Here is a 26,084-nt window from a genome sequence, read left to right as displayed (position 1 = left end):
GTGTCTACGCTTTCCCACAGGCTCGCCTTGCCAGAGCGCGCAACGGAGAGCCAGAATGCCGTCATCTGCCCCGCCTGATGTAAGGAAGCCCGATGCCTGATCCTGTTGCTGCCAGCCTGCGTCTAGCGCCCGAAGCGCTGACTCGCCCTTTCTCCGCTGAACAGTTCAGCTTCTCGACCACCAATGATTTGGAGCCCTTTCGCGGTGTGCTTGGCCAGGAACGCGCAGTTGAAGCGTTGCAGTTCGGTGTGGCCATGCCACGCCCCGGTTACAACGTATTTGTCATGGGCGAGCCGGGTACCGGCCGTTTTTCGTTCGTCAAACGCTACCTGAAAGCTGAAGGCAAACGCCTGCAGACCCCGTCGGACTGGGTCTATGTGAATAATTTCGACGAGCCGCGCGAACCCCGTGCCCTGGAATTGCCAGGCGGTGCGGCGGCAGCATTCATTGCCGATATCAATGGCTTGGTCGATAACCTGGTGGCCACCTTCCCGGCGGTCTTCGAGCACCCGACCTATCAACAGCGCAAAAGCGCCATCGACCGCGCCTTCAACCAGCGTTACGACAAGGCCCTGGACGTGATCGAGCGCCTGGCCCTGGAAAAGGACGTGGCGCTGTACCGCGACAGCACCAACATCGCGTTCACGCCGATGCTCGACGGCAAGGCGCTGGACGAAGCCGAGTTTTCGCAGCTGCCGGAAGTGGATCGCGAGCGTTTCCATACGGATATTTCCGAGCTGGAAGAGCGCCTCAACGAAGAGTTGGCCAGCCTGCCGCAGTGGAAGCGTGAGTCCAACAACCAACTGCGTCAGTTCAACGAAGAAACCATCACCCTGGCCCTGCAACCTTTGCTGGCGCCACTGTCGGAAAAGTACGCCGAGAACGCAGCTGTCTGCGGTTACCTGCAGGCCATGCAGGTGTACCTGCTCAAAACCGTGGTCGAGCAATTGGTCGACGACGCCAAGACCGACGCCCAGGCCCGCAAGCTGCTCGAAGAGCAATATTGCCCGAGCCTGGTGGTGGGTCACCCCGTCAACGGTGGCGCACCGGTGGTATTTGAGCCGCACCCGACTTACGACAACCTGTTCGGCCGTATCGAGTACAGCACCGACCAGGGCGCGCTCTACACCACGTATCGCCAACTGCGGCCGGGCGCCTTGCACCGTGCCAATGGCGGGTTCCTGATCCTTGAAGCCGAAAAAATGCTCAGCGAGCCGTTCGTGTGGGACGCCCTCAAGCGTTCCCTGCAATCGCGCAAGCTGAAGATGGAATCGCCCCTGGGCGAGCTGGGCCGCCTGGCGACGGTGACCCTGAACCCGCAGATGATCCCGTTGCAGGTCAAGGTGATCATCATCGGCTCGCGCCAGTTGTACTACGCGTTGCAGGACGCTGATCCGGACTTCCAAGAGATGTTCCGGGTGCTGGTGGATTTCGACGAAGACATCCCAATGGTCGATGAGAGCCTGGAGCAGTTCGCCCAGTTGCTCAAAACCCGCACATCGGAAGAAGGCATGGCGCCGCTGACCTCGGACGCGGTGGCGCGGCTGGCGACGTACAGCGCACGGCTGGCGGAGCATCAGGGCCGTTTGTCGGCGCGTATTGGTGACTTGTTCCAGCTGGTCAGCGAGGCGGACTTTATCCGTCACCTGGCGGGCGATGAGATGACCGACGCGGGGCATATCGAGCGCGCGCTCAAGGCCAAGGCCACCCGCACCGGTCGCGTGTCGGCACGGATTCTCGACGACATGCTCGCCGGGGTGATCCTGATCGACACCGCGGGTGCGGCCGTGGGCAAGTGCAACGGGCTGACGGTGCTGGAAGTCGGTGACTCGGCGTTCGGCGTGCCGGCGCGGATTTCCGCCACGGTGTACCCGGGCGGCAGCGGCATTGTCGACATTGAGCGTGAGGTCAACCTTGGCCAGCCGATTCACTCCAAAGGCGTGATGATCCTGACCGGTTACCTGGGCAGCCGTTATGCCCAGGAATTCCCGCTGGCGATTTCGGCGAGCATCGCGCTGGAGCAATCCTACGGTTATGTAGACGGCGATAGTGCGTCCCTCGGCGAGGCGTGCACCTTGATCTCGGCGCTGTCGAAAACCCCGCTCAAGCAATGCTTTGCCATCACCGGCTCGATCAACCAGTTTGGTGAAGTGCAGGCGGTGGGCGGGGTCAACGAGAAGATCGAAGGCTTTTTCCGCCTCTGCGAAGCGCGCGGTTTGACCGGTGAGCAAGGGGCGATCATTCCCCAGGCCAACGTCGCCACGTTGATGCTTGATGAGAAGGTGCTTCAGGCCGTACGCGCCGGGCAGTTCCATATCTACGCGGTGCGCCAGGCTGATGAGGCGTTGAGCCTGTTGGTGGGCGAGGACGCGGGTGAGCCGGACGCCGAAGGGCAATTCCCGGAAGGCACGGTGAATGCGCGGGTGGTCGAGCGTTTGCGGGCGATTGCCGAGATGATCAGCGAGGAAGACTTGAAGGAGGCGGAAAAGGAATTGGCGCAGCAGGCGTTGGCTGAAGCGAAACCTGTGAGCTGACGGGTCTCTGTGATGGGCCAGCGTTCTAATGAGCGAACTCTTGTGGTGAACGGACTCTCGTGGTGAGTGGGCATTTGTGGTGAGCAGGCTCATGTGGTGAGCGGGCTTGCCCCGCGCTGGGCTGCGCAGCAGCCCCAATAAGGTCACCGCAGAGTGCCAGAATCAATCGCGGTGAAGGTTTTGGGGCCGCTTCGCGGCCCAGCGCGGGGCAAGCCCGCTCACCACAGGGACCGCTCACCACAGGGACTGTTCACCACAGGGACTGTTCACCACAGGGACTGTTCACCACAGGGACTGTTCACCACAGGGACTGTTCACCACAGGGACTGTTCACCACAGGGATTGCTTATCACAGGGGATCACCTACCACACGGATTTGCTCGCCACAGATTTGGTGAGGTTGCCAATAAACTGACTCAACCATAGGCGCCACCACCGTTGGTCTCTACAACCTTGGTTTGTAGCGGTTTTCTTCTATTCTCTGCTTAGGGATATCCACAGGAGTCGCTGGATAGAAACAGCCTCGCCCCAGGCCGGGCTGAACACCGATCTACCGAGGGTTGCCGCCATGCCGCGCAACCTTTGCCTTACCCGCCAGTGCTTCGGCCTGGTCACCCGTATCGAATGCTCCATTCGCCCTCTCGCGGGGGATAACGGGATGTGGACCGTATTGTTTGCCGCAGGAATGTCCGGTGAACAGCCGTCCACCATCAAGTCCCAGGGCCCGTTTCCTGGATCTTCTGCGGCGCAAACCATTCTGGAGTCCATTGTGGACAGCCTGACCCAGCACGGCTATGAGGTGGCGGGCGACCCGCAGATCTGGTGCCTGCACATGCAGGCCCACCTGCGACAGCTCAATGGCAACCGTGAACCGCTTGCGCTGTAGCGGTAGTCATTTGCTGTCAGGTTTGTCCAGCTTGACCTCAAAGCCGTATTGCACGGTGCTCAGGTCGGTGCGCTGGTAGCTTTCCAGTGCGGTCGGTCGGCCGTAGAAATAATGCACGTCAAACATCGCCGTGCCGTACTCCTCGGCGCGGTGGCTGACCCCCAGAATTTCCTTGAGGTACTGGCCACTGGCGTCCTTGGCGTAGAAGCGCCAGCTGTCGGCGGGGAAGTCTTTTTGATCGACGACCAGCGCGTTGTCCTTGAGCGACAAGCCCTTGGGCAGCTTGGTCACGTCCAACTCGCCTTTCTCGATAGTCGCCAAAAACAGCGGGATCGAGCCCACCACGAACGCCGGGTTTTCCGGGAACAGGTTGAGGTCGTAGGTGAGGGTGCCACTGGCCGGGTTCAGCTCGAACGCTTCGGTCGGCAGCTCGATGGGGTCACCGCGCTCGCCTTTTTCGTCCGCCGTAAAAAAGGTAATCGGCGATACGCTGCTGTTGCGCTCGGCACCCACCAGGTCGTCGTTGAAGGTGAATGGGTGGTCGAACACCACATGCGCGGCACTGGCGTCCTCAACGGACTGGCTGATGCTGACGCTGTTTTTCAGCTGATCTTCGGTCATGGCTGCGTCTTTGAGCCAGCTGGCAGCGCTGTCGTCGTACACGGTGACCGGCATCGGCAAGGCTTGTACGGTCTTTTCCAGGCTGTTCTTGTCGAAGCGCAGCACTGGCAGTTCAAGGTCCTTGCGGGTGACGGATGCCGTAGAGAAGTCCATCACGTTGACCTGCAGGTTATCGATCAGGCCGTTGAAGTACACCTTGGCGTAATGATTGCCCTGTTTGTGTTCGAAGGCTTTCTGTTCATCCGTGAGCTGTTTTTCGAACCCTTGCGACCAGGCCTTCTGCTTTTGCATCTCAGCCAGTTGTTTCTCGTAGAACGCCACTTGCGCAGCGCTCTCGTTGATCGAGCCTGCGCGCGTGAGGAATTGGCCTGTACTGTCCCGCGCTTGCACCAGCAGAGGGTTCGGCGACTCGTCGCCGACTTGCGGTGCCAGCGGCGCGCTGTTGGTCAGCTCGATTTCCGCGTAGTTCTTCTCCAGCAGCAGCAAGTTGAGCGTGATAGTGCCTTCGGTGCGCTTGTGGCCCACGTCCTTTTTCGACAGATCGAACGTCAGCACCTTGCCCGGCGCGATGACTTCGACCGCGCCTTTGAGCGTGACGGGCTGCGGTTGGCTCTTGTTTTCCGTCTCGATACCGTCGATGAAGGGGTAGGTCACCGTCAGGTCATCGGGGTTGGTCAGGTTGGAGCTGCTGGGGCTTAACTGAATGCCGGGGTCGGTTTCCGACCATTCTGGCTGGAAGGGCACGACTTTGTTGTTGCTCAAGGTGACCGACTGCCATTCCAGACCATGGGGGAAGGGGAATTGGTCGGGCATGTTGAAACTGAACGGGAAGACCGGTTGCAGATCCGTCAGGTAATCGGAATGGGAGGTCTTGCGCAGCACGAACAGGCCGTTGATGTAGGTGTCCACCAGCGCCTGGGGCGTTGGGTAGTGCTTGAGCAAGGCGAGGGTGTCTTCGCCGTACTCGGCTTCGATGGGCTTTGTGGCCAGCTTGACTCGCGCCCGTTCCAGCAATAACAGCGAACCGCCGAGGTCGGCGATGGCGTCGCGCAGTTTGGGGTCTTGGATGCTGTCGAGGGACTGCTCGAACGTGGCGGTTTTCTCTTCGAGCGTCGTCTGTTTCTGCTCGTCGCTGGGGGAGCAGCCGCTGGCCAGCAGCAATGCCGTGCACAGGCCGATGCTGGCCAAAGGGGATCGCACATCCATCATCTGAGTTTCTTCCTGTCCGACATCATCGAGCCGAGTTTAGGGGCTCGACACTAGCAGAAAAATTCTCTTACAGATGCCGCCTGGGTCAGTTTTCTCGTGCTTACAGGTGTCTTGTAGCGGCTGGTATACTCGCCGCCATTTTTAGCCAAGCTGTGTGAGATCCCATGGAACGCTTTATCGAAAACACTATGTACGCTTCACGCTGGCTGCTGGCGCCGATCTACCTGGGGCTGTCCCTGGGTTTATTGATCCTGGCGCTGAAATTCTTCCAGGAAATCATTCACGTGATTCCCAACATTTTTTCCATGCTGGAAGCGGAAGTGATCCTGCTGCTGCTGTCGTTGATCGACATGGCGCTGGTGGGTGGCTTGCTGGTGATGGTGATGATTTCCGGCTACGAGAACTTCGTGTCGCAGCTGGATATCGATGAAAACAAGGAAAAGCTCAACTGGCTGGGCACCATGGACTCTTCCTCGCTGAAGATGAAAGTGGCGGCGTCCATCGTGGCGATTTCTTCGATCCACCTGCTGCGCATCTTCATGGACGCCAAGAACGTCGATCCCGATCACCTGATGTGGTACGTGATCATCCATATGACCTTCGTGGTCTCGGCCTTTGCCATGGGCTATCTGGATAAGCTCACCAAGCACTGATCCCGCCGTGCGCTGGCCTTACTGCTCGATGAAGTAGTAAGGCTGGCGACCGATCTTCATCTCTTTGATCACCGTGACCTTCCCGCTCAGTTGGCGGGTGTTGTCCAGCAATGCAATGTTGCCGGGCTTGGCCGTGAGAAAGCTGTGTAACTGCGCTTCGGTTTGCAGGATCGGCAAGTAGGCCTGTAGATAGAACACGCTCGCCCCGGCAATGCGTTCATTGGGCTGGAACATCACCACGTCCCTACCTTCGGTTTGAAACGCCCTGGCCTGACTGATCACCGGCACGAAAGACTCACGCTTGTCTGCTTTGGGGGCGAACCAGAACGCAGCCATCAGGTAGCTGGCAATTGCCAGGCTGAATGCGCTGATGATCACGCCCCGGTGGTAGCGGTACAGCGCTGGCTTGTGTGCCTTGAGCCACTCCAACAGCACCCCTGCATATTCTGCGGCGAGCACCGCAGCGGCCGGGGTCAGAGCCATCAGGTAAACCGTGCGCTTGCTGGAAGCCAGGGTCAGCAGGGTGAACTGCGCCACCAGCCACACGCTGAAAAACAGACGATATCGGTTGTGTACCAGGCTTTTTCGAAAGTGCCACAGGCCCAGGTACACGAGGATATTCCAGGGTAGAAACGCCTCCGGCAGCTTCGCGATGTAGTAGTAGAACGGCTCGTAGTGCCCGGCCTCGACAAACGAACCGCTGAAGCGCCCAACGCTGTTGGTCCACAACACTTCGCCGACCGCCTGCATCCCCCCACGTTGAAACAGAAACCCCAGCCAGATCAGCAGCGGCACCAAAGCCAGTAGCGTGAACAACGCCGGCTTAAGCCAGTCGCCGATGCGCAGGCGTTTATCCATCAGGCTGGTGCTGGCCAGGTACACAAAGATCACGATGCCCGGCAACGCCAGCCCCAACACGCCTTTGCTCAGGGTGGCGATGACCATGCCGGCGGTAAACAACGCCCAGGCCCACACACTGGAACCTTCGCGCTCGGGCCGCAGAGCCTGGTAAAACCCAAGCAATGCCATGGTCACGCCGAGGCTGAGCAGTGAATCCTCACCCACACCGCGCACATTGCCCCAATAACTGGCCATGGTCGCCAGGATCAGCGCGGCGCTGAACGCCAGCGTCTGCGGCCGCCCGAAGCGACGTAGCATCCCGTACAGCAGCATCACGCTGAACAACCCGGCAAACGCCGAAGCCAGGCGCACCGCCCCGGTGCTGGCGCCGAACAAACGAATCGCGCCGGCGTCCAGCCACAGGCTCAGGGGCGGTTTTTCCAGGAAAGGCTCTTGAAACAGGCGCGGCACCACCCAGTCATTGTCCAGGTGCATCGCCATGGCAATTCCGGACACCCGGGCCTCGGTGGAGCCCTGCAGCTCGTGGTTGCCAAGGGCGAAAAAGAACAACAGACCAGCAAGCAGGAGCAGCAGGGGAGCGGGACGCGTCATGGAATCTGGCTACCGGGGCATGAGACCGATCGGGCGACCGGTCATGGGTAGTCAAGGAGTATACGAGCGCGATTCTTAACCTTTGGTGAATGGCTGTGGGGTTTTTCTCGGGCGCATCAGGGCAGTTTCAACCTGGGCACTGCCGCTTTGCCTTGTTCGGTCAGCACCGGTTCCAACTGCTCCCAGGTGAAGGTCAGGTCGTTGTCGCAACCGTCACCATTGGCCGGCGTGGCGAGCCGCAGGCCCTGGGTGTTGAAGCTCAGGTCAAAGCTGGAGTAATCGGTAATCGCGGGGCAGCCCTCGTCGGTGCTGGTTTGCTTGGCCAGCCAGGTGCTGAAGGCGGCCGGCAGCTTCAAGTGCCCGGAATAGGCGTCGTACCACTGCTGATGGCCGCCGAACCAGGTCCATGGGTCCACACTCTCGCCGGTTTGCAGATTCCAGGAGTGCAGCCCCCAACTGATGCCCCTGGCGCCTGTGCCCGCGGCCCAGCGGTAGAACCGCACGGTAATGAATTGCGACGACCAATAGCTAGGCTCAACCTCGATTTCACTGGTATAGGCCGAGCCGTTTCGACCCAGGTATTCACGCCGTTCATGAAAGTAGTCGGTTAGATCATCGTCATTGACGGCCAGAGCGGCGAGTTGCTGATTGATCTTCTGCACCGCCGGGCCGTCGCCCTCCAGCTTGAGCGTGACGCGGGGGCCCTGAGTCTTGAGTTGGTAGGCATGGTTTTCGAAAGTCTTCTTCTCGGTCTTGATAGGCAGCGGCGCGGCTTCCAGGGGCGCGTTATAGGCATCGCTGCCGCAGCCGTCCGTGGCAATGCGGCGTAAAGCCAGCGGCAGCGGCGTGCCGCCGGTGGTTTTGCTCCAGGCACCAGAAAGGGCATCGCCCTGAGGTTTTTGCAGGGCCCAGAAACCGGTGTTGCCTTCCTCCACCCAGGGAGCGTTGTCGTTGGCCTGAGTCAATTGGATAGGGGTACGAATGCGCTGGTAGTAATAACTGCCATGCTCCCCGTCGGCACCGTTGAAACAGACGGTGATCGCGGACTTGCCCAAAGTACCTTGCCAAACCCCGGCCAGCTCGGCAGCGGTGGCGAGTAAGGGCATGACAGAGAGGGCGATGACGGCGAAGGGCTTGAGCACGGGTATCTGACTTCCGATTGTCTGATAAAGGCCGTCAGGGTAATGGGAAGTGTGAGGGGATGCCAGCGGGCGAGAAACGCTGAGGCGCCTCGCCCGTTTTCGTGTTTTAGGGTTGTGGCGGATGGGTAGTGAATGGCTGGGTGTTCAAGACTCGTTCGACCAGTAGCTCACCCAGAACGATCAATTGCTGAGCGGCGAGCAGCTTGTGGCGGTGCGCGCCTTCAAGCTCAAAAGCCAGGTCGGTGGTCATCGCGTTGAGAGAGGCGAGGGTTTCGCTGGCTTGGATTAGCAGGGTTTCGGGGTGGATGTTTTCGGCGAGGGTGAAGAGGGTGGTTGGGGGATTGGGGGTGATTTTTTTCATGGCTGAAACTCCTTGATTGATGGAGTCGCCAGACATCGCTGCTAAACGAAAAGGGTGGCGACCGTACGCGGGTTAGCAGACCAGGAATCAAGGAACCCGGCGCACCCGAAAGTGCCCCACGCACAGCCGCCATGATACGAACCAGCGGATGCTGAAAGCATCGCTCGAACGGATGGTGGCTTTGCAGGCCTTGATATTAACCGAGCTGCTAAACCCGGTCGCTGATTTTGCAGCGACCGGGGGAGGCTAGGCTTGTTGGTTGGAGTGCGCTAGTTCATCAACAGCGCGGCATCTTGCGGGAAAATTCCGAAGCCCGGCCCTGCTGACCTCTCCCGTCGTCAGGTTCTGCTAAAAGCTCCAGTCCTCAGCCCGAACCAACTGGCAGAACGGCCCATTGAGCGTGGCGTTGTGATGAGCCACGATGGCCTCGGCTTTCATCAGGGGCGTATCAGAACAGGTATGACCGTCGGCGATAAGTACCGCATCGAAGCCAAGATCACGCGCGGCACGGCAGGTGCTGTCGACGCAGTATTGCGTTTTCATCCCCGTGACCACCACGCCGGTGGCGCCGCTGGAGCGCAGATTGTCAGCCAGGTCAGTCATCGCAAAAGCGTTAGGCCGACGCTTTTCGAACACCACTTCCCCACCCAGCAACTTCAGTTCCTGTGCAACCTGCGTAAGCGGGCTGCCAGGTTCGATCGGCGAGCCAGCGGGGCCGATATGACGCGCAAGAAAAATCGGAGCCCCTGCGCTGCGGGCCTTGTCCATCAGGGTGTTGAGCGTTTCCAACAGCTCGGCGCAGCGCCAGGGCTTTTCCGGGCCGTGGATGAGTCCGACTTGGATATCGAGTATCAACAGGGCGTACATAGGTGCATCTCCTTGCGTGTGAACCAGCGACACAAGGGCACAAAAAAGGCCCTGTCCATCGCTGGCGGGCCTTTGAAGTGTTCGTTTGTTATTGGCTCACGACACCTCGCACGCTCCGCTTGAAGCGGTCGTGGTGGTGGTTGTTGTGGTGAGGTAATGGGTAGTCATGGGGTGAGGCTAGCATTGTGGTTGGGGGAATGCTAGGCACAAAAAAAGACGTCCGTGGACGTCTTTAGATGATCAAATGGTGGGCCGGGGTAATCTGAATTGATTCTGTATCGTATTGATTTTTATCGATTATTTTCGGTTGGATTTTCTATTGGAATACCTTATGGAATACCATTCGCGAATCTTCTTAAATTCCTGCCTTTACGTCGACCAAAGTTCAATTCCACAACTGTACTTCGGATTTCGCCTTTGAGTGGAACCAACGGCTACTGATAGCGATTGCTGGCGCTTGGTTCATTCCTTCACTCGCTCTGGCGAGTCGGCGCGTGGCTTATTGCTGTCGCGTACGGCAAATGCGCTCGTGCTCCAACATCCTCAAGATGTCGCTCGTATTGAGCTGATGGTTCGCGAATTGGCTGTGCAGAATCAAAGTTTCGACACGGATTAAATTGCAGAGGGGCTGGAGGGGATTTGGTGACTCTGTACAGTGGTCGCGGAGCACACACCCGATAAGCCTATCGGATCTCTCAGATCAGGGATCCATTGATCGCGTCCGGCTTTACGACGGTCAAGGCTCAGGCTAAGGTGCTGGCATAAGGACATGATTTTCTAACATTTGTCCACGGAAGGTTCCTGATTAGCCGTAGTGAAACTACCGCCCTTCCTTTCCGACTTTGTTGTGCCCTAAAAAACGCGTGCCGAGCAAGGTGCTGTCATCGATCACCAACGGGATTGGCGATTGACGCATCAATGTGGGTGTTGCAGGCGTCCCGAACATCAAAAAATTGCTAAATTGAAGGCGGAAAGTATGGATTTTTCGACGCTGTTGCATCTATGGGGTGCAGCAAGCTCCGAGCAGCTGATCGCGCCAATAACGGTAGTTGGCTTCGTTTTCATTTTGTGCGCTTGGTACTTTGTCCGTTATTTTTGTCCATCCTTCAAACTTAGCAGTCAGCTGAAAAAACTGACTAAACGTGTGCACGGTGTGAAAGCGCTCGCCCCGTCTCAACGGCGCTCTGAATTGGAGCAACTGTTCAATGGAAGCAAGCTGGAGCACTCTTGGCACGAATACGCTGAAACGCTGCACGACCAGTTTGAGTTTCAAGAAGGCGAACAGGTTCTTGTCCGGTCGCGCGCCACCGCCGCAGCCGCGCATTTTTTCTCACCTCAAAGCGTGGTTGATACCCCACTGGGAACCGAGTTTTATAAACACCTGCCTGGTATTTTGACCGGCATCGGTATTGTCGGAACCTTCTTCGGCTTGATGCTAGGCCTACAGCATTTTGATCCAAGCACCCCTGAGCAGGTAAATGCCAGCGTCGATAAGCTGCTCAAGGACGTGTTGTTTGCGTTCATCGGCTCCTTTATTTCAATCATGGCCTCTATAGCCGTCACGATTACTGAAAAGTGGCGTCTGGGCCAATGCTACAGGCTTCTTGAAGCGTTCAACGAAACCATCGACGGGCTTTTCGACAGCGGTGTCGGTGAGGAATATCTAGCGGAGCTTGTGCGCTCGAGTGCTGAAAGCTCCGTGCAAACCCGTCAGCTCAAGGACAGCCTGGTAACCGATCTGCGGGAAATGCTGCAGAACCTCGTTGATACCCAAGTCCGCGAAAGCCTCAAATTAGCGGATACCTTGTCAACGACTTACCGTGACTCTGGGCAGTTGTTGGCCGATCAGGTAAGCAGTGCGATTGAGAACAGTCTCAAATCCCCCCTTGAAGCTATCGCGGGTGCGGTTCAGGCCGCCAGTGGCGACCAGTCAGGGCAAGTACAGAACCTTCTTCAGGATGTTCTAGTTGCCTTCATGAACAAGCTGGAAGGTACGTTCGGCCAACAGTTCAATGGCCTACACGAACTGATGGGCCAGTCCGTTGCCGCCATGCAGTCGATGCAGCAGGGCTTTTCGACGCTGATCCAAGATATGCGTTCGGCTAGCGAGTCCTCGACCCAAAACAGCTCGACTATGATCGCTCAGTTACTCTCCGATATGCAGGCCGGACAGAACGCCATGCAAGCGGGGATGAACGAGATGCTTGCCAATCTCCAGGCTTCTGTTGCCCGTATCGGCAACGAAGGGGAGGGGGCCGGTGCTCGAATGGCCGAGCAGTTGGAGAAGTTGTTTGCTCAAAGCGAGGCTCGCCAACAGGCAATGGCTGAGAATCTCCAGGCTTTTGTTGAGTCGATCAAGCAGAACATCGGCCAAGGTCAACAGGAAACCATGGCGAAAATTGCGGGCTCCGTTGAGGTGCTGGGTGAGCAACTCTCGGCAGTCTTCAAGCAATTGGAGCACGGCCAGCAGCAGATGGATCAAACCACCCGCGCTGCACAGGCTGACCTGCATCAAGGCACCCGTGACTTGGTGGGCGGTCTTGACGAACAGGTCAAGGCGTTGCTGCAAACAGTGTCAGAGCAACAGAAATCTGCACAGGACACCGTTAAGGCACTGAGTGTCCAAACAGAGCAGCATTTGCATAGCATGCAGCTAGGCGCAGACAAGATGCGGGCGGCGGCTGAGCGGTTTGAAACGGCCGGACAAAGCGTTGCGCGTGCCAGTGAGTCGACTGCGGGGCTGATGGGCACAGTCCAAGGCGCAGGTACTGAGCTTGCACAGGCATCACGTGAGTTGAACACCGTGGTCGCGGACTATCGAAACAATCGTGAAGCGCTGGCGAAAACTCTCGCGGTCATCGAAGGGGTTGTCGCAAGCGCACAAGGGGAGGCCAGCGGCCGCAGCCAGTATCTCCAGGACCTGAAGGTTCAAAGCGAGCGGATGCAGGCGCTTAACCGTGAAGTTAATGAATACCTGGAAAACATCAGTGGTGTGTTGGGTAACGGCTTTAAAGAGTTCGGTGATGGCATGGATCGGACCTTGAGACAAACGCTGGGTAGTCTGGATGCCGAGCTTGATAAAGCAGTCAAGAGCCTCGCTGGCGGTGTAGAAGGGGTCAAGGAAAGTCTCGAAGACTTCGGCGAAATCATGGAACGAATCAGGCAGTAACGGAGGCTAGTCGATGTTTGGTAAGCAAATGCCTTCGCTTGTCCGATCAAAGGACGAGGGAGAGAAGCCGTTCTGGATCTCCTTCGCTGATTTGATGACTGCGATGATGATTCTATTTCTTGTGGTCATGGTGGCGGCCTTGAGTTCTGTGACGCAGCGTATTAACCAAGCGGAGCAAGGAGAGAAGCAACGTAATAGGGACATCAGTCAGATCTGCGAGCACCTGAGCCTTAAGGCGAAGACTGCCAGTAAAACCATCGTTGTGGACTGTAAGGACAACCGGATTAGCTTCGGCGATGCTGGCCGATTTGGGCATAACCAGTACGCGCTGAGCAACGATGGCCAGTCGGCACTTCAGGAGGTTGTGCCGATGATTCTGGACGCGGCTAACAGTGAAGAAGGCCGGAAATGGTTCAAACAGGTTGTAATCGAGGGATCGACAGACACCGACGGCTCTTATCTTTATAACCTGCACCTTTCACTGCAGCGTTCAGAGTGGGTGATGTGCAGCCTGCTCGATAGCCGCAGCCCGCTCCAAGTCGGATTGTCGCCGGAGCACCAACAGCAAATCAGATCGATTTTCCTGGCGGGCGGTGTGTCGTTCAACAATGCAAAGGACACCAAGGAAGAGAGCCGGCGAGTGGAGTTGCGCATGCAGTTCTTTGGCTTGAAGGAAAAGGAGGACAACCTCAAGCCAGAGGTACCGGTGTTCAATAACACTGATATGGAAAAGTGTCAGTTGGCGATGAGCCGATGACTAGCCCAATCGCGAGGCTTTCCGCCGCTATTAACCTGAGTCTGTTGGCACATCGCACGGGGCCGGCGCCTGAACCGTTGGCGCGATTCCCCCGTCTGGGTGCTGCTGGAATTGATCTTTACGAAAGATTCGAACGCGCTGAAAAAGCTTTGCCGCCACCTCAGGAAAAGCGCCGCGCTGCGATAAACAAATTCCGCAATGTACTCCCACTCAACGCCTCAGAATGGCGTTTGGTTTTTGCCGGTCTCTCGGACAAGAGTGAGCGAGTCGGCCCGATACTGGACGATGACCAGCTTTTTGACCGAGTGCACAAAGAAATCCATCACCGCATTGAAAAACGGAGACTGAGCCGCCGAGATTGGTTGGCGCTGTGCTTTAGCTACTTTGGGTACGAGGCCGCCACGCCTGATCAGAACGCCAATTGGTGTGTGTTGCGGGCAGACGTTCAGCTTGGCTTCGAATGCGTCAGAGGTCAGCAAAAACGCGAGAGGGAATGGGTGCATATCGTCCAGCAGCATCAGGAGCTTTTTTCCGAGCAGGCAGGTGCCAGGCTGGGTGACCAGATGTTCAAGGGAGAGATCAGCGACCTTTCGGCATTGCAGACGATTGCGCAGATCCCTGACAGCAGTTGGCTGTGGCGAAGGATCTTTAACGTACTTATCTCTCGTATTTTTATGTTGGATGACGCCGAGTTTTCTCAGCGCTTAGCCGACCTTGTCGACATTGGCCGGCAGCATCCGCGGTACATGAACGACATTCTGAGTGCATGCCTGTCGCGTTATCACTTGGCAGCGTATCGAGAGAAACCGTCGTCGCTGCTCAAACAGGTCGCCCTCGACAACTGGGGCAGCCCTCAGATCCGTTCCAGACAAAACAGCTGGCTGCAGTACGTTGAAAAAGATGTCTGTGCAATGGTCGTTGCGTGGTTCGCGAAGGAAGATCTGGAGCACTTCTTCAACCTGTTGAAGGGAGACTCTGAGGTTGATCAGTCGCGCCTGTATTACTGGCTAAGATTTGCCAACCAAATGAGCTACACCCGAATCGTCATGGGCTCGGACGCCTGGCAAGACAGTGGGCGGGACTTCGTTCATTTCCGTGAGAAGAACAAAGGGCGCTTGAGCAAGTTGGTAGGCGGTCCCGGGCACAATAATGCTGTAGTTATGCAGATTGGAAACTACTTTTTCGTGGAGTTTTCTGGAACAGGTAATGCCTGCTATGTGTACAAAGCAGATAATTCACCGTTCAATCCGGACAAATCTCAGCTTGCACTTAAAGCAGATCTGAAGCAGGCAAGTGCTTTCAATCCTATGCGGCATTCACCTGCACCTAGCCGCCCAAATCGTGTAGAGGGCTGGCTCAGCAAATTCGATGGTGCCCTCGAGAAATTGGGTATTCGTGTGCAAAGTCAGGCCGGAGCGCCAGGTTCAGCCAAACCATTGCCTTTCGAAGACCAAGTCCGTGACGCCCTGAAGTCGGTCAAACACAAAGTCTATGACCAGCGCGCGCGCGGCGGTGCGTTTCAGGTCCAGCTCGATGACAACGACCTGGCCGCCGTTGCTGCGCTCCAACGCCTGGGCTTCAAGCCCGTCAATCACCAGCCACTCCGGTTCTGGAGACAGTAATGCTCAAGCGTTTCCTCAAAGGCATTGGCCTGCAGATGAATTCGGCGTTAGAAAATACTGAGCCTGTTTTTTCCATTGAGGAGCAGGGCGTTTGTTATCCCCTGAGCTTGGCGGAAAATACGGAGTCCTGGCCGCTGGCAAGCTATCTGGACCAGTTGGAAGAAGAGGAGTTCGTCTCCCAACTCAGCGATCGCTGGCTGCTGACGTGGGATGAGCTCTATCGGCTTCTAGATGAGCCAGAGCACTTAACAAGTCTGCCGCTATTGGGGTTACCGCCACAGACAACTCTCATCCCTCAACTGCGCAGCCAGGGCAGTCTTGCCTCCGACGACGTCAAAGTCTCCGTCAGTGGATGGCGTGACCCGCAGTCCAATGCAAATGTGCAGGTGCAGCGTACGGGGGCCATCGTCCAGTACCACGAAACAATGGAAATTCTGTCTGAGTCATCGTGGAAACTGACCGGTGCGGTACGGCAACTTTATCTGGCTCAGCAAAATGAGCCGGGTGAAGTAACTAACCAGATTGGCTGGGCTAGCATCAGGAAGTTGGCGCGCAAGGCTGGTGCCGGTATGGATGGCTTCTTGGATAAGACCGTCGTTATCAAACCTGAAAGCTTGCGACTCAACCCGCGAAAATCGACAGTAGGTAATACGCCTGTTATCGAGCTGGAACCAAGCTTCGAAGGCCAGCCGGCAAACTGGCTTGAAAGTTTCGACGGTGCCAATCAGGTTCAGGATCGATATCGGGTGACTGGTGATGATGGATCGCTGACACACGTCCTGATTGATCCCGAAGTCAAATCTGTATTGGACTACGTGCGCTCGTTGCCCGGGCGTCGGGTCGCTGGCGACGATGCTCTTTCTTTCGTCCGCAACCCTTACAGCGCACTCGGCGAAAGTGCCGCGCAAGTGTTGGATGCCGAGACTTATGAAGACGACCTGGCCGAGGCTGGGATTTTCTTTCATCGCTTTCATCTGGAGCCCAAGCTGGATGAAGCGGGACAGCGCATCGAGCAGGTAAATCTGACGCTCGAACCGACCTCGCCAACGCCGCAAGCGCCCATCGAAGTTGAATTCAAAGCGGCCTATGAGCTCGCGCCGTTCGTGCATGAACTGCAGTTGAAATTGGCGACGGGCATGTCTGCCGGCTTCTGGCAGGGCTACGAGCTGGAACTCAGCGATTTTGATTTACGCCAATTGGCGGGAATCAGCGACTTGCTTAAGCGTTGGCAAAACGAAGCCGCCGGTGCTGAATTCGACTCGGTCCTGGACCTGTCACTCTACGGCGACCGAGTGACAGGTATCGGGGAAGCGGAGCGTATTACCTCACCTTTCCTCGTCAAAGAGGCGACAGAGAACTGGTTGCCGAAGGATGTGGCGGCGCTGGGCATTGACGCAGAAATTCTTGGGCGTTGGGACCCATCCGACCGTGCTCAATTTGAAGAGTTTGAACAGCGGCTGGACGAAGCTCGCGCTGCCGGTGATGAAACGGTCTGTTTGCCTGAGTCCAAAACACCGCTGTCGATTGCCGCCGCCGAGCGACTGTTTAATGCCTGGTCCAAGAAGATCGCCCCTGTCGAGACCGGCCTGGTCCAGCAACAGGAAAAAGTTGGTCGCGCCGTACTGCAAATCGGCCACAACATCGACGAACCGACCTACGTTGAGATTCGCCAAGCAGCATTACGCGCCGCTTTGGATGCAATACCAGAGTTGCCCAGCTTGCTCAAGCCGGAGGTCGTATTGCGTGAGCACCAGCTTCAAGGCGTCGCGTGGTTGCAGCATTTGTTCCGCTTGTCCCCCGCGGACGTGTCAGGTTGCTTGCTCGCTGATGACATGGGGCTTGGGAAAACGATCCAGTTGCTCACCTTCCTTGTCTGGTACCTGGAAAAATATCCACAAGACAAACCGACACTTATCGTCGCCCCAGTTTCGTTGCTTGATAACTGGGAGCGTGAGCTTCATCGGTTCTTCTTCGCTGATGCACTACCAGTGTTGAAGCTGTATGGCTCAGCCTTGAGTGCAGTGAAGTTCAAGAAGGAAGAAATACCTGCTGACTTGAAAGCAAAAGGCATCAAGAATTTGCTGCGCCCAGGTTGGGTGGGCGGCGCCCGAATCGTCCTGACGACTTACGAGACACTTCGCGATCAGGAGTTTTCCCTGGCGCGCCAGCAGTGGTCGATCGTCGTGTGCGATGAAGCGCAGAAGCTGAAGAACCCCGCGGCACTGGTGACTCAAGCGATCAAAGCCATTCCTGCGAGATTTCGAGTGGCGTGTACCGGTACGCCTGTCGAGAACACCCTGATCGATCTCTGGTGTCTGTTCGACTTCATTCAACCAGGTTTTCTAGGTGGTTTGAACCAGTTCGGTCGCGAGTATCAGCGCCCAATCGAAGCCGTGTTGGAGCGTGACACGGTTGCCCTCGAGCGCCTTCGAGGGCTTATCGATCCGCAGACTTTGCGCCGAACCAAGCAGGACATTGCCAAAGACCTGCCCGCCAAAATCGAAGACACAGCATGCCGTTCACTTAGCATGCATGCCTTGCAACGCAATCTGTACCTGTCCGAAATATCCGCGTACAGCCAGAAGCAGCAGATCGAAGAACAGCTCGATCAAAAGACCTCCGGCATGCTCGGGTTGCTGCACAAGCTCAAGCTCATTTGTGCTCACCCGTACAGCGTTCAACCTGATACGCGACTGCGCGACAACTCGCCGAAGCTGCAGTGGTTGATGCGGACGCTTGAGTCGATCAAAAAAGCCGGGAACGGCGACAAGGTCATCGTCTTTACCGAGTTGCGAGATATCCAGCGGGAATTGCAGCACTCGATCCAGGAGCACTTCGGGTTTCGGGCGACGGTCATCAATGGCGATACCAGTACCAGCAGTCAGAGCGCCAATAGTCGGCAGAAGCTGATCGACCAATTCCAAGAACAGTGCGGTTTCGCAGTAATCATTCTGTCGACGATCGCAGTTGGGTTTGGAGTGAACGTGCAGGCGGCCAACCACGTCATTCACTTCACCCGTTGCTGGAACCCGGCCAAGGAAGATCAAGCGACGGATCGGGCCTATCGGATTGGGCAGGAAAAGGACGTCTATGTGTATTACCCGACGGTTCGGGATGCGCAGATGCCGACGTTCGAAGCGACACTCGATGAGTTGCTGAGTAAACGGCGGGCGTTGGCGCGGGACATGTTGAGTGGGGCTTCGGATATTCAAGTTTCGGATTTTGAGGCGTTGCTCAATGCACGCTGAGCCCCACCTGCTGAAAACCAGCGCTGGGCGATATGTCAATTATGGGTACAGGTAAGTTAATCCTCAGCTTTGCAAACTATCAAAAACCAGCGAAGTAGTGCTTGCCTAGCGGCATAGTGCTATCGCTATGTGAGCGGATTATTTACCTGTGCACACGTCCAGTATTGGCGCCGAAAGATCAGCGGCTTACTGTGCGCTGCATCCAAGTTTGCCGCTCACTTTCTGCGATTTTCCGGCTGATTGACTCGTGGTAGTGGATGAAGACTAGAAATAAGGGCGAAATGCTGGCCCGACGAAACCGAAGTAGATAAGGTTCACCAATTAACCGCAGGTAAAGCACCGCTTCGCTACAAATATCTGTCGACCCCGGTCTTACGCCGGCGCCATGGGCATTTTCCCTAGCGCGTAACGGGGGACGCCTGCGCACTTACTCTTTACCCCAGTCAGGATTGCCAATGGCTATCAAGAAATCCGATCTTTACTCCTCCCTCTGGGCCTCGTGCGACGAGCTGCGCGGTGGGATGGATGCCAGTCAGTACAAGGACTATGTCCTGTTCATGCTGTTTATCAAGTACATCTCCGACAAGTACGGCAACTCGGATGACTTCGCTCCACCAGTCAATATCCCGCCGGGAGCCAGCTTCAAAGACATGATCGCCCTCAAAGGCAAGGCCGACATCGGCGATAAGATCAACACGCAGATCATCCAGCCGTTGATCGAGGCCAACGCCCGGCTTGCCCGTAGTGACTTCCCCGACTTCAACGACCCAAACAAGCTCGGCGAAGGCGATGCGATGGTGCAGCGCCTCACCAACCTGGTGGCCATCTTCGAGAAGCCCGAGCTGGATTTCTCGAAAAACCGTGCCGACAACGACGACATCCTCGGCGACGCATACGAATACTTGATGCGTCACTTCGCCAGCGAAAGCGGCAAGAGCAAGGGGCAGTTCTACACCCCGTCTGAGGTCAGCCGCATCATCGCCAAAGTCATCGGAATCAGCCCGGCCAATGCCGTGGGGGCGACGACTGTTTATGACCCCACCTGCGGCTCAGGATCGCTGTTGCTGAAAGTGGCCGATCAGGCCGGCAAGCACATCACTCTGGAAGGGCAGGAGATGGACGTTACCACCGCCGGTCTCGCCCGAATGAACATGATCCTGCATGACTTCCCAACCGCCAACATTCTGCAGGGCAACACGTTGTCCTCGCCGAAGTTCAAGGATGGCGAGCAGCTGCGTACCTATGACTACGTAGTGGCCAACCCGCCGTTCTCGGTTAAAACCTGGAGCGTTGGCCTGACGCCAGGCAAAGATCCCTACCAGCGCTTTGCCTGGGGCGAGCCGCCGGCCAAACAGGGCGACTATGCCTTTTTGCTGCACATCATCCGTTCGATGAAAAGTACCGGCAAAGGTGCCTGCATTCTGCCCCACGGCGTGCTGTTTCGCGGCAATGCCGAGGCGGGGATCCGCGAGCAACTGGTACGATCTGGCTACCTCAAGGCCATTATCGGCCTGCCGGCCAACCTATTTTACGGCACTGGCATTCCCGCCTGTATTCTGGTGCTGGACAAGGAGAACGCCAGCGCACGCAAGGGCATTTTCATGATCGATGCCGCCAAGGGCTTTATCAAAGATGGTCCGAAGAACAACTTGCGCGATCAGGACGTACACAAGATCGTCGATACCTTTACCCGAATGGCAGACGTGCCGCGTTACGCGCGTATGGTCTCTTTCGACGAAATCAGCGACCCGAAGAACGATTTTAACCTCAACCTGCCACGCTATATTGACAGTACTGAGCCGGAGGATATTCAGGACATCGACGGTCACTTGCGCGGCGGCATTCCCAAGCGTGATATCGATGCGTTCGATAGCTACTGGCAGGTGATGCCGGCTCTGCGTGCGGCCCTGTTCAAGCCAGCAAACCATCCCGGTTACTTCGAACTGGTTAGTCGCGAGGTGAAGTCGGTCATCTTCGCTCACCCGCAGTTCAACGACTTCAAGGCCGATGTGGATACGCTGTTCAACAAGTGGCTGGCAAGAAGTACTCCACAACTGAAAGGCTTCGCTGCTGATGAAGCCAGCAGCCACCCCAAGACGTTGATCACTACATTGTCTGAAGACCTGCTCAGCGCCTTCGCCAAAGCGCCTTTGCTTGACTATTACGATATCTACCAGCACCTCATGGACTACTGGTCTGAGACCATGCAGGACGACTGCTATCTGATTAGCGCCGACGGCTGGAAGCTCGCCGCTAAAGTGCGTGAAATACTCAAGGTAAGGGACAAGAACAACAAGCTGGTCTGGGCCGAGAAGCATGACTATTGCCAAGGCAAACGTCGCTTCAAGTCCGACCTGATTCCGGTCGACATTCTGATTGCCCATTACTTCAAGGCCGAGCGCAGCGCGATTGAAGACCTTCAAACCCAACTGGCCAGCGTTGAGCAGAGCATGGGAGACATGCTTGAAGAGCACAGCGGTGAAGATGGCTCACTCAGCGAAGTGATCGAAGGCGAGGGTGACAAGCAGAAGGTCACCACCAAAGCGATCAGGGCACGCCAGCGTGAGATTGGCATAGATCCGGATTATGAGGATGAACTCAAGGTATTGGCCGAATACGACGCTTTGATTGGTCAGCAACGCGACCTTAAAGACGCAATCAAAAAGGCTGAGGAAGGACTCGACAACAAGATCCACGCGAAATATCCGCAGCTTAGCGAGGAGGAGATCAAAGGGTTGGTGGTTGACGATAAATGGTTGGCCATCCTGGCCGTCGCGGTACAGGGCGAGCTAGATCGCGTCTCCCAAACCCTGACAGGGCGCATCCGTGAGCTGAGAGAGCGCTACGCCATCCCGTTGCCGCAGCTCACCGATGAAGTCGCCACCCTTGCCAGTCGTGTGGAAGACCATCTGAAAAAGATGGGGGCTGTATGGCAGTGAAGCCTGGGTACAAGCAGACGGTAGCGGGATTTATACCGGAAGATTGGGAGTGCGCACGCATATCGGATGTAGCGAAATTGGAAAGCGGCCATACACCGAGCAAGAGAGAGGCGAGTTACTGGAACGGCTCCATTCCTTGGGTGTCTCTCTTCGATACGGAAGGTCTACAAGGGAAGGAGATTTTCGAGACGGCGAAGATGGTAACCGAGGAAGGGATTAACAACTCTTCCGCAAGGATATTGCCCAAAGGAACTGTTGTCTTTTCTCGCACCGCGACTGTTGGAAAAACGACAGTTATGGGTTGTGAAATGGCCACCAGTCAAGACTTCGCGAATTATATCTGCGGTCCGAAGCTTCACAACCATTTCCTCGTCTTTTTGTTCCGGAACATGGGGCGGACGTGGAAAAGCCTGATGGCGGGTAGCATTCACAACACCATTTACATGCCAGTCTTTAAGGCATTGCAAATCATCCTGCCTCCGCTCCATGAGCAACGCGCCATCGCGACGGCGTTGAGCGATGTGGATGCGCTGCTGGGTGCGCTAGAGCGGCTCATCGCCAAGAAGCGCGACCTCAAACAGGCCGCCATGCAGCAACTCCTCACCGGCAACATCAGGCTGCCTGGATTTGACGGTGAGTGGGAGTTTAAGGCCCTTGGTGACCTTGGCTCTACATTCGGTGGATTGACGGGCAAGACCAAGGCGGACTTCGGCGAAGGTTCAGGCCGGTACATCACCTTTATGAATGTGATGAACAATGTGGTCATTAACTGTGATGCATTCGAGCGTGTGAAAGTCTCGCCAACTGAGTCGCAAAATCGCGTTATGAAAGGTGATTTGCTGTTCAACGGCTCATCGGAGACGCCAGAAGAGGTCGCCTTGTGTTCCGTGTTAGCCGAGGACGTTCCCAACCTTTTCTTGAACAGTTTTTGTTTTGGCTTCCGGTTTCGCGAAGCGGTGGAGACGGATGGTTTGTTCTTGGCCTATTACCTCAGAAGCAAATTGGGCCGCGAAATGATGAAGTCATTGGCTCAAGGCTCAACTCGCTACAACCTGTCAAAGGTGGCGTTGCTAAAGTCACTGCTTCTATTGCCCCGCATTTCTGAACAAAAGGCTATCGCCGCCGTGCTGTCCGATATGGATGCCGAACTGGCTTCCCTGGAGCAGCGCATAGCCAAAACCCGCACCCTCAAGCAAGGCATGATGCAAGAACTGCTAACCGGAAGAACCCGACTACTATGACAAGCCTGAGCATGGAAGCGACTCAAGCGCTGCAGGCTACTGAACTATCCAGCAAGATCATCAGCGTTTACGAACTGCTCATGGATTCTGCGCTGGATATCCCCCTGTACCAGCGCCCATACAAATGGACCGGTAAGAACATTAACCAACTGTTCTCCGATATCGCCATTCATAAGGACAAGTCGGCCTACCGCTTGGGCACCATCGTGTTTCACCAGGAGGGTGAAATTAGAAACATCGTCGATGGCCAGCAGCGGACCATTAGCCTGCTGCTGGCTGTCCGTGCGTTGATCCAGCGGAACAAGGAAAAAAAGCTCGAACGCAATGACCTGCAGAAGCGGTTGATCGAGCTTGGACAAGCGATGGTGAACCCCAGTTTTACCAGTGAGATATCACAAAAAAATATCCACAACAATTACCTTGAGGTGGCCCGCATCGTTTCCCGTGCGGACTTTACCGAGGCACATATCGACTTCTTCCTGAACAAGTGCCAGGTCGTGGCGGTGGCCTTGAGCGATGTGTCGGAAGCCTTCCAGTTTTTCGACTCGCAGAATGCGCGTGGCCGGGATCTGGAGCCTCATGACTTGCTCAAGGCTTACCATCTGCGTGAATTCAGCCCGCGTGACGAGCCATTGAAGGCGGCCACAGTGGCGCATTGGGAAAGCAGTGACACTGAGGCGTTGGCCACACTGTTCTCGCAGTACCTGTACCGCATCCGAAATTGGTCGAAAGGTGTTTCGGCGCGTTACTTCAGCAAGGATGACGGTGACTTATTCAAGGGCGTGAATATCGATACGGTGGCCAGCTACCCCTATGTAGAGCAACTGCGTATCGCCCACCATTTTGTCGATAATTACAACGGGCAGTACGAGCGCAAGATCGACTCGCGCGAGCTTGGTTTCCCCTTCCATCTGGATCAGATCATCATCAATGGCCGGCGCTTTTTTGAGCTGATCAGCCACTATCAGGGCAAGGTGGCGCGGATCAGCGCCGAGTCCTGGAGCGGGCATGAACTGGTGGGCGCTGAAGGACTCGATGGCTATGCGAAAACCATCATGAAAACCCTCAATAGCTACCCGGCAAGAACCCGCACCGGCGATTGCTACGTACGGGCGATGTTCGATTGCCTTTTGATTTACTACATCGACAAGTTCGGTCACTCGGATATCTCCCGCGCCATCGAGAAGATTTTCATCTGGGCGTATAGCCTGCGCCTGAAGATGCAGGTGGTGCAGCTGGCCAGCATGGATAACCACGTGTTGGAGAACAATCTTTTCAGGTTGATCAAGGAAGCCACACGTCCTGCTGACTTTATTAATTGCAGCCTGCCGGTATTGAGCGGCCAGAAGTCAACCAGAACCGATGAGATCGAAGCTCTGTTCAAGGCGATGAAATACTATGAGTAGGGAAATCAGTCAGCTCTCCATCAAGGCACTGCTCAGCGGTCGGGACGAGTACGTCATCCCGATGTATCAGCGCAATTACGCCTGGGAGGAGGGCGAAATCACGCAGCTGATTCAGGACGTGATCGATTACCTGCCGAAGAAGGACGATAAAGCGCGAAATTACTACATTGGCACCTTGGTGGTGTACGAGCGCCCGGACATCAAAACACCGGTATTTGAAACCATTGACGGCCAACAGCGGCTGACGACCCTGTCGTTGCTGACGTCGTATCTGAAAAACACCAAGGCTGTCGAGCTTGCCTGGTATTCAAACCTGAGTATCCACTTCGATAGCCGCGAGCATTCGCGCGCAACCTTTGCGGCTATCTTCGAGAAGAAGTTCAATGACGACCCCGCAGAGGTTTTGACTAAGAAACAGATCAATACCGGCATCCTCAATGGCTACCGCCTTATCCACAAAGTCTTGCCGCAGAAGCTGAATGAGAACGGAGTTTCACCTCAGCAATTCGCCGACTACTTGTTTGGCTACGTGCAAATCATGCGGGTGAAAGTGCCGGCGGATACGGACCTGAACCATTACTTCGAGATCATGAATAATCGCGGTGAGCAGCTGGAAAAGCACGAGGTGCTCAAGGCGCGGATGATGGAGCAGTTGCAGGGCTGCGAGCAGAGTCAGAATTGCCTGCATGCAGTATGGGAAGCCTGCGCGAACATGGAGCGCTATGTGCAAATGGGCTTCACGCCTGGCCAACGTGGCAGCATTTTTGGCGAAGGGGACTGGGGACAGTTTCAACTCGCCGACTTCGATTCGCTTCGGGCTGCACTGCACAAAACTCAGGAGGTGACTGCCCGGCAGGACACTCGCATGACTCTTGATCAGATCATTGCCAAGGTCCCGGTCGCTGCGAAGCAGGGTGAGTCAGGTGAGGAGGCGCCAGATCGCTTCAACACGGTGATTAATTTTCCCAACTTTCTGTTGCATGTACTGCGTGTCGAAACGCGAGCGGACATCCCATTGGATGACAAACGCCTGCTCGATACCTTTGAGGCTCATGTGCTCAAGCAGCCAGACCCTGTTGCGGCAGTGAAGCGTTTTACCTTTAGCCTGCTGCGTTGCAAGTATCTGTTTGACCAATATGTGATCAAGCGCGAGTTCATCAAGGGCTCGGATGGTTGGAGTCTCAAACGCTTCAAGTGGAACAAAGGCGGCGATCACAGCAGCGCCGGACGGGGGAGTTATGTGAATACCTTCGGCGAAGAGGACGGCAATGAAGGCATCAACCGCCGCATCCTGATGTTGCTGTCAGCATTTCATGTTTCTACGCCAACGCTGGTTTACAAGCACTGGCTGAATGCGGCACTGTTTCACCTGTTTTACGCTGAGCAGATTGATGCTCAGGTTTATCTGCGGCACATGGAGTCGGTAGCAAAGGCGTTTGTCTTTGATCGCTTTCTGGCCCAAGAGGCAGGCCGGGATTACTTTGCGATGATCTATACCAATCGGGGCGCCTGTCAGACACGCCGCGAAAGCATTGCGGCAGAGACGGTGGAGTCTCGGTTGACGTTCGGCAATATCGAAAACAACCTGATTTTCAACTTCCTGGACTATCTGCTTTGGCTTGAGCTCGGGACGAATGACAAGGTTAAATCCTATGAATTCACCTTCCGTAGTTCGGTGGAGCATTACTACCCTCAGCATCCGCTAGACGGACAGGTGCAGCTCGATGCCGACACGCTCAATTCGTTCGGCAATCTATGCCTGATCAGCCACAGCAAGAATTCTCGGCTGAGCAATTTCATGCCCGCGGCCAAGAAAGAGTTTTATAAGAACAACACCATCGATAGCGTTAAACAGTATTTGATGATGGAAACAGAATCTTGGGATGCCGACGCCATACGCGCCCACTCCGAAAAAATGAATAACGTGTTGCTCAACAGCCTCGTCAGCAAACACGAACCCGAGTAAACCCTGCAGGA

Annotated in this window: 16 protein-coding genes; 11 read left to right on the top strand and 5 right to left on the bottom strand. The window is 56.1% G+C overall.

The window, feature by feature from the left end; all coding sequences use genetic code 11:
• Positions 1-92 precede the first annotated feature (92 nt).
• Entirely contained in the window at positions 93-2,534 is a 2,442-nt protein-coding gene (locus AB3G88_RS24355) for a Lon protease family protein (RefSeq protein ID WP_099584758.1), read from the top strand.
• 568 nt (positions 2,535-3,102) lie between these two features.
• Entirely contained in the window at positions 3,103-3,420 is a 318-nt protein-coding gene (locus AB3G88_RS24350) for a PA4575 family protein (protein WP_099584759.1), read from the top strand.
• A 6-nt stretch (positions 3,421-3,426) separates the two neighbouring features.
• On the opposite strand, the gene AB3G88_RS24345 is transcribed toward AB3G88_RS24350, so the two are convergent.
• Positions 3,427-5,250 carry a hypothetical protein gene (locus AB3G88_RS24345; RefSeq protein ID WP_480452013.1) on the bottom strand — a complete coding sequence of 608 codons (1,824 nt, stop codon included), beginning with the start codon at positions 5,248-5,250 and terminating at the stop codon, positions 3,427-3,429.
• Positions 5,251-5,414: 164 nt separating this feature from the next.
• Here AB3G88_RS24345 and AB3G88_RS24340 point away from each other — a divergent pair, with 164 nt between their 5' ends.
• On the top strand, positions 5,415-5,903 hold the full coding sequence (locus AB3G88_RS24340) for a TIGR00645 family protein (RefSeq protein ID WP_099584761.1): 489 nt from the start codon (positions 5,415-5,417) through the stop codon (positions 5,901-5,903).
• A gap of 18 nt (positions 5,904-5,921) precedes the next feature.
• Here the strand turns inward: AB3G88_RS24340 and AB3G88_RS24335 are convergent, their stop codons facing one another.
• The 4 genes from AB3G88_RS24335 to AB3G88_RS24320 all read right to left on the bottom strand — a co-directional run bounded on the left by AB3G88_RS24335 (position 5,922) and on the right by AB3G88_RS24320 (position 9,725).
• The gene (locus tag AB3G88_RS24335) at positions 5,922-7,355 is read right to left on the bottom strand and encodes an ArnT family glycosyltransferase (protein WP_158877866.1); all 1,434 of its coding nucleotides are present in this window, start codon (positions 7,353-7,355) and stop codon (positions 5,922-5,924) included.
• A gap of 116 nt (positions 7,356-7,471) precedes the next feature.
• Complete coding sequence (locus AB3G88_RS24330; RefSeq protein ID WP_250925284.1) at positions 7,472-8,497, bottom strand: hypothetical protein; 1,026 nt, start codon at positions 8,495-8,497, stop codon at positions 7,472-7,474.
• Positions 8,498-8,603: 106 nt separating this feature from the next.
• A complete protein-coding gene (locus tag AB3G88_RS24325; RefSeq protein ID WP_094774590.1) occupies positions 8,604-8,858 on the bottom strand; it encodes a DUF6124 family protein in 255 nt (84 codons plus the stop codon).
• Positions 8,859-9,206: 348 nt separating this feature from the next.
• A complete protein-coding gene (locus AB3G88_RS24320; protein ID WP_400529304.1) occupies positions 9,207-9,725 on the bottom strand; it encodes a cysteine hydrolase family protein in 519 nt (172 codons plus the stop codon).
• A gap of 976 nt (positions 9,726-10,701) precedes the next feature.
• Between AB3G88_RS24320 and zorA1 the strand changes: the two genes are divergently transcribed.
• The 8 genes from zorA1 to AB3G88_RS24280 all read left to right on the top strand — a co-directional run bounded on the left by zorA1 (position 10,702) and on the right by AB3G88_RS24280 (position 26,073).
• Positions 10,702-12,894, top strand: a complete 2,193-nt coding sequence (gene zorA1 / locus AB3G88_RS24315) for a type I Zorya anti-phage system protein ZorA1 (RefSeq protein ID WP_480452010.1) — start codon at positions 10,702-10,704, stop codon at positions 12,892-12,894.
• A 13-nt stretch (positions 12,895-12,907) separates the two neighbouring features.
• Positions 12,908-13,651 carry a type I Zorya anti-phage system protein ZorB1 gene (zorB1, locus tag AB3G88_RS24310; protein WP_480452009.1) on the top strand — a complete coding sequence of 248 codons (744 nt, stop codon included), beginning with the start codon at positions 12,908-12,910 and terminating at the stop codon, positions 13,649-13,651.
• Positions 13,648-15,273, top strand: a complete 1,626-nt coding sequence (gene zorC, locus AB3G88_RS24305; RefSeq protein ID WP_480452007.1) for a type I Zorya anti-phage system protein ZorC — start codon at positions 13,648-13,650, stop codon at positions 15,271-15,273. The genes zorB1 and zorC overlap by 4 nt, the downstream gene beginning before the upstream one ends.
• Complete coding sequence (gene zorD / locus AB3G88_RS24300) at positions 15,273-18,521, top strand: type I Zorya anti-phage system protein ZorD (protein WP_480452005.1); 3,249 nt, start codon at positions 15,273-15,275, stop codon at positions 18,519-18,521. Before zorC ends, zorD begins: the two co-directional genes overlap by 1 nt.
• A 455-nt stretch (positions 18,522-18,976) precedes the next feature.
• Positions 18,977-21,460 carry a type I restriction-modification system subunit M gene (locus AB3G88_RS24295; protein ID WP_480452003.1) on the top strand — a complete coding sequence of 828 codons (2,484 nt, stop codon included), beginning with the start codon at positions 18,977-18,979 and terminating at the stop codon, positions 21,458-21,460.
• Positions 21,451-22,701 (top strand): restriction endonuclease subunit S, encoded by a 1,251-nt coding sequence (locus tag AB3G88_RS24290; RefSeq protein WP_480452002.1) that lies wholly within the window; start codon positions 21,451-21,453, stop codon positions 22,699-22,701. The genes AB3G88_RS24295 and AB3G88_RS24290 overlap by 10 nt, the downstream gene beginning before the upstream one ends.
• An 11-nt stretch (positions 22,702-22,712) precedes the next feature.
• Positions 22,713-24,107, top strand: coding sequence for a DUF262 domain-containing protein (locus AB3G88_RS24285; RefSeq protein ID WP_480452000.1), 1,395 nt, complete (start codon positions 22,713-22,715; stop codon positions 24,105-24,107).
• Positions 24,100-26,073: a DUF262 domain-containing protein gene (locus AB3G88_RS24280; RefSeq protein ID WP_480451998.1), complete on the top strand. Its 1,974-nt coding sequence runs from the start codon at positions 24,100-24,102 to the stop codon at positions 26,071-26,073. Before AB3G88_RS24285 ends, AB3G88_RS24280 begins: the two co-directional genes overlap by 8 nt.
• Positions 26,074-26,084 lie beyond the last annotated feature (11 nt).

The organism is Pseudomonas arvensis (assembly GCF_056688935.1).
The sequence above is the reverse complement of the archived record's forward strand: the minus strand, read 5'-3'. Positions and strand labels throughout refer to the sequence as shown.

What these genes read in the sequence shown, in the direction of transcription:
- AB3G88_RS24355 (WP_099584758.1), top strand. Translation starts at nt 93, where the DNA reads ATGCCTGATCCTGTTGCTGCCAGCCTGCGTCTAGCGCCCGAAGCGCTG.
- AB3G88_RS24350 (WP_099584759.1), top strand. Translation starts at nt 3,103, where the DNA reads ATGCCGCGCAACCTTTGCCTTACCCGCCAGTGCTTCGGCCTGGTCACC.
- AB3G88_RS24345 (WP_480452013.1), bottom strand. Translation starts at nt 5,250, where the DNA reads ATGATGGATGTGCGATCCCCTTTGGCCAGCATCGGCCTGTGCACGGCA.
- AB3G88_RS24340 (WP_099584761.1), top strand. Translation starts at nt 5,415, where the DNA reads ATGGAACGCTTTATCGAAAACACTATGTACGCTTCACGCTGGCTGCTG.
- AB3G88_RS24335 (WP_158877866.1), bottom strand. Translation starts at nt 7,355, where the DNA reads ATGACGCGTCCCGCTCCCCTGCTGCTCCTGCTTGCTGGTCTGTTGTTC.
- AB3G88_RS24325 (WP_094774590.1), bottom strand. Translation starts at nt 8,858, where the DNA reads ATGAAAAAAATCACCCCCAATCCCCCAACCACCCTCTTCACCCTCGCC.
- AB3G88_RS24320 (WP_400529304.1), bottom strand. Translation starts at nt 9,725, where the DNA reads ATGTACGCCCTGTTGATACTCGATATCCAAGTCGGACTCATCCACGGC.
- zorA1 (WP_480452010.1), top strand. Translation starts at nt 10,702, where the DNA reads ATGGATTTTTCGACGCTGTTGCATCTATGGGGTGCAGCAAGCTCCGAG.
- zorB1 (WP_480452009.1), top strand. Translation starts at nt 12,908, where the DNA reads ATGTTTGGTAAGCAAATGCCTTCGCTTGTCCGATCAAAGGACGAGGGA.
- zorC (WP_480452007.1), top strand. Translation starts at nt 13,648, where the DNA reads ATGACTAGCCCAATCGCGAGGCTTTCCGCCGCTATTAACCTGAGTCTG.
- zorD (WP_480452005.1), top strand. Translation starts at nt 15,273, where the DNA reads ATGCTCAAGCGTTTCCTCAAAGGCATTGGCCTGCAGATGAATTCGGCG.
- AB3G88_RS24295 (WP_480452003.1), top strand. Translation starts at nt 18,977, where the DNA reads ATGGCTATCAAGAAATCCGATCTTTACTCCTCCCTCTGGGCCTCGTGC.
- AB3G88_RS24290 (WP_480452002.1), top strand. Translation starts at nt 21,451, where the DNA reads ATGGCAGTGAAGCCTGGGTACAAGCAGACGGTAGCGGGATTTATACCG.
- AB3G88_RS24285 (WP_480452000.1), top strand. Translation starts at nt 22,713, where the DNA reads ATGGAAGCGACTCAAGCGCTGCAGGCTACTGAACTATCCAGCAAGATC.
- AB3G88_RS24280 (WP_480451998.1), top strand. Translation starts at nt 24,100, where the DNA reads ATGAGTAGGGAAATCAGTCAGCTCTCCATCAAGGCACTGCTCAGCGGT.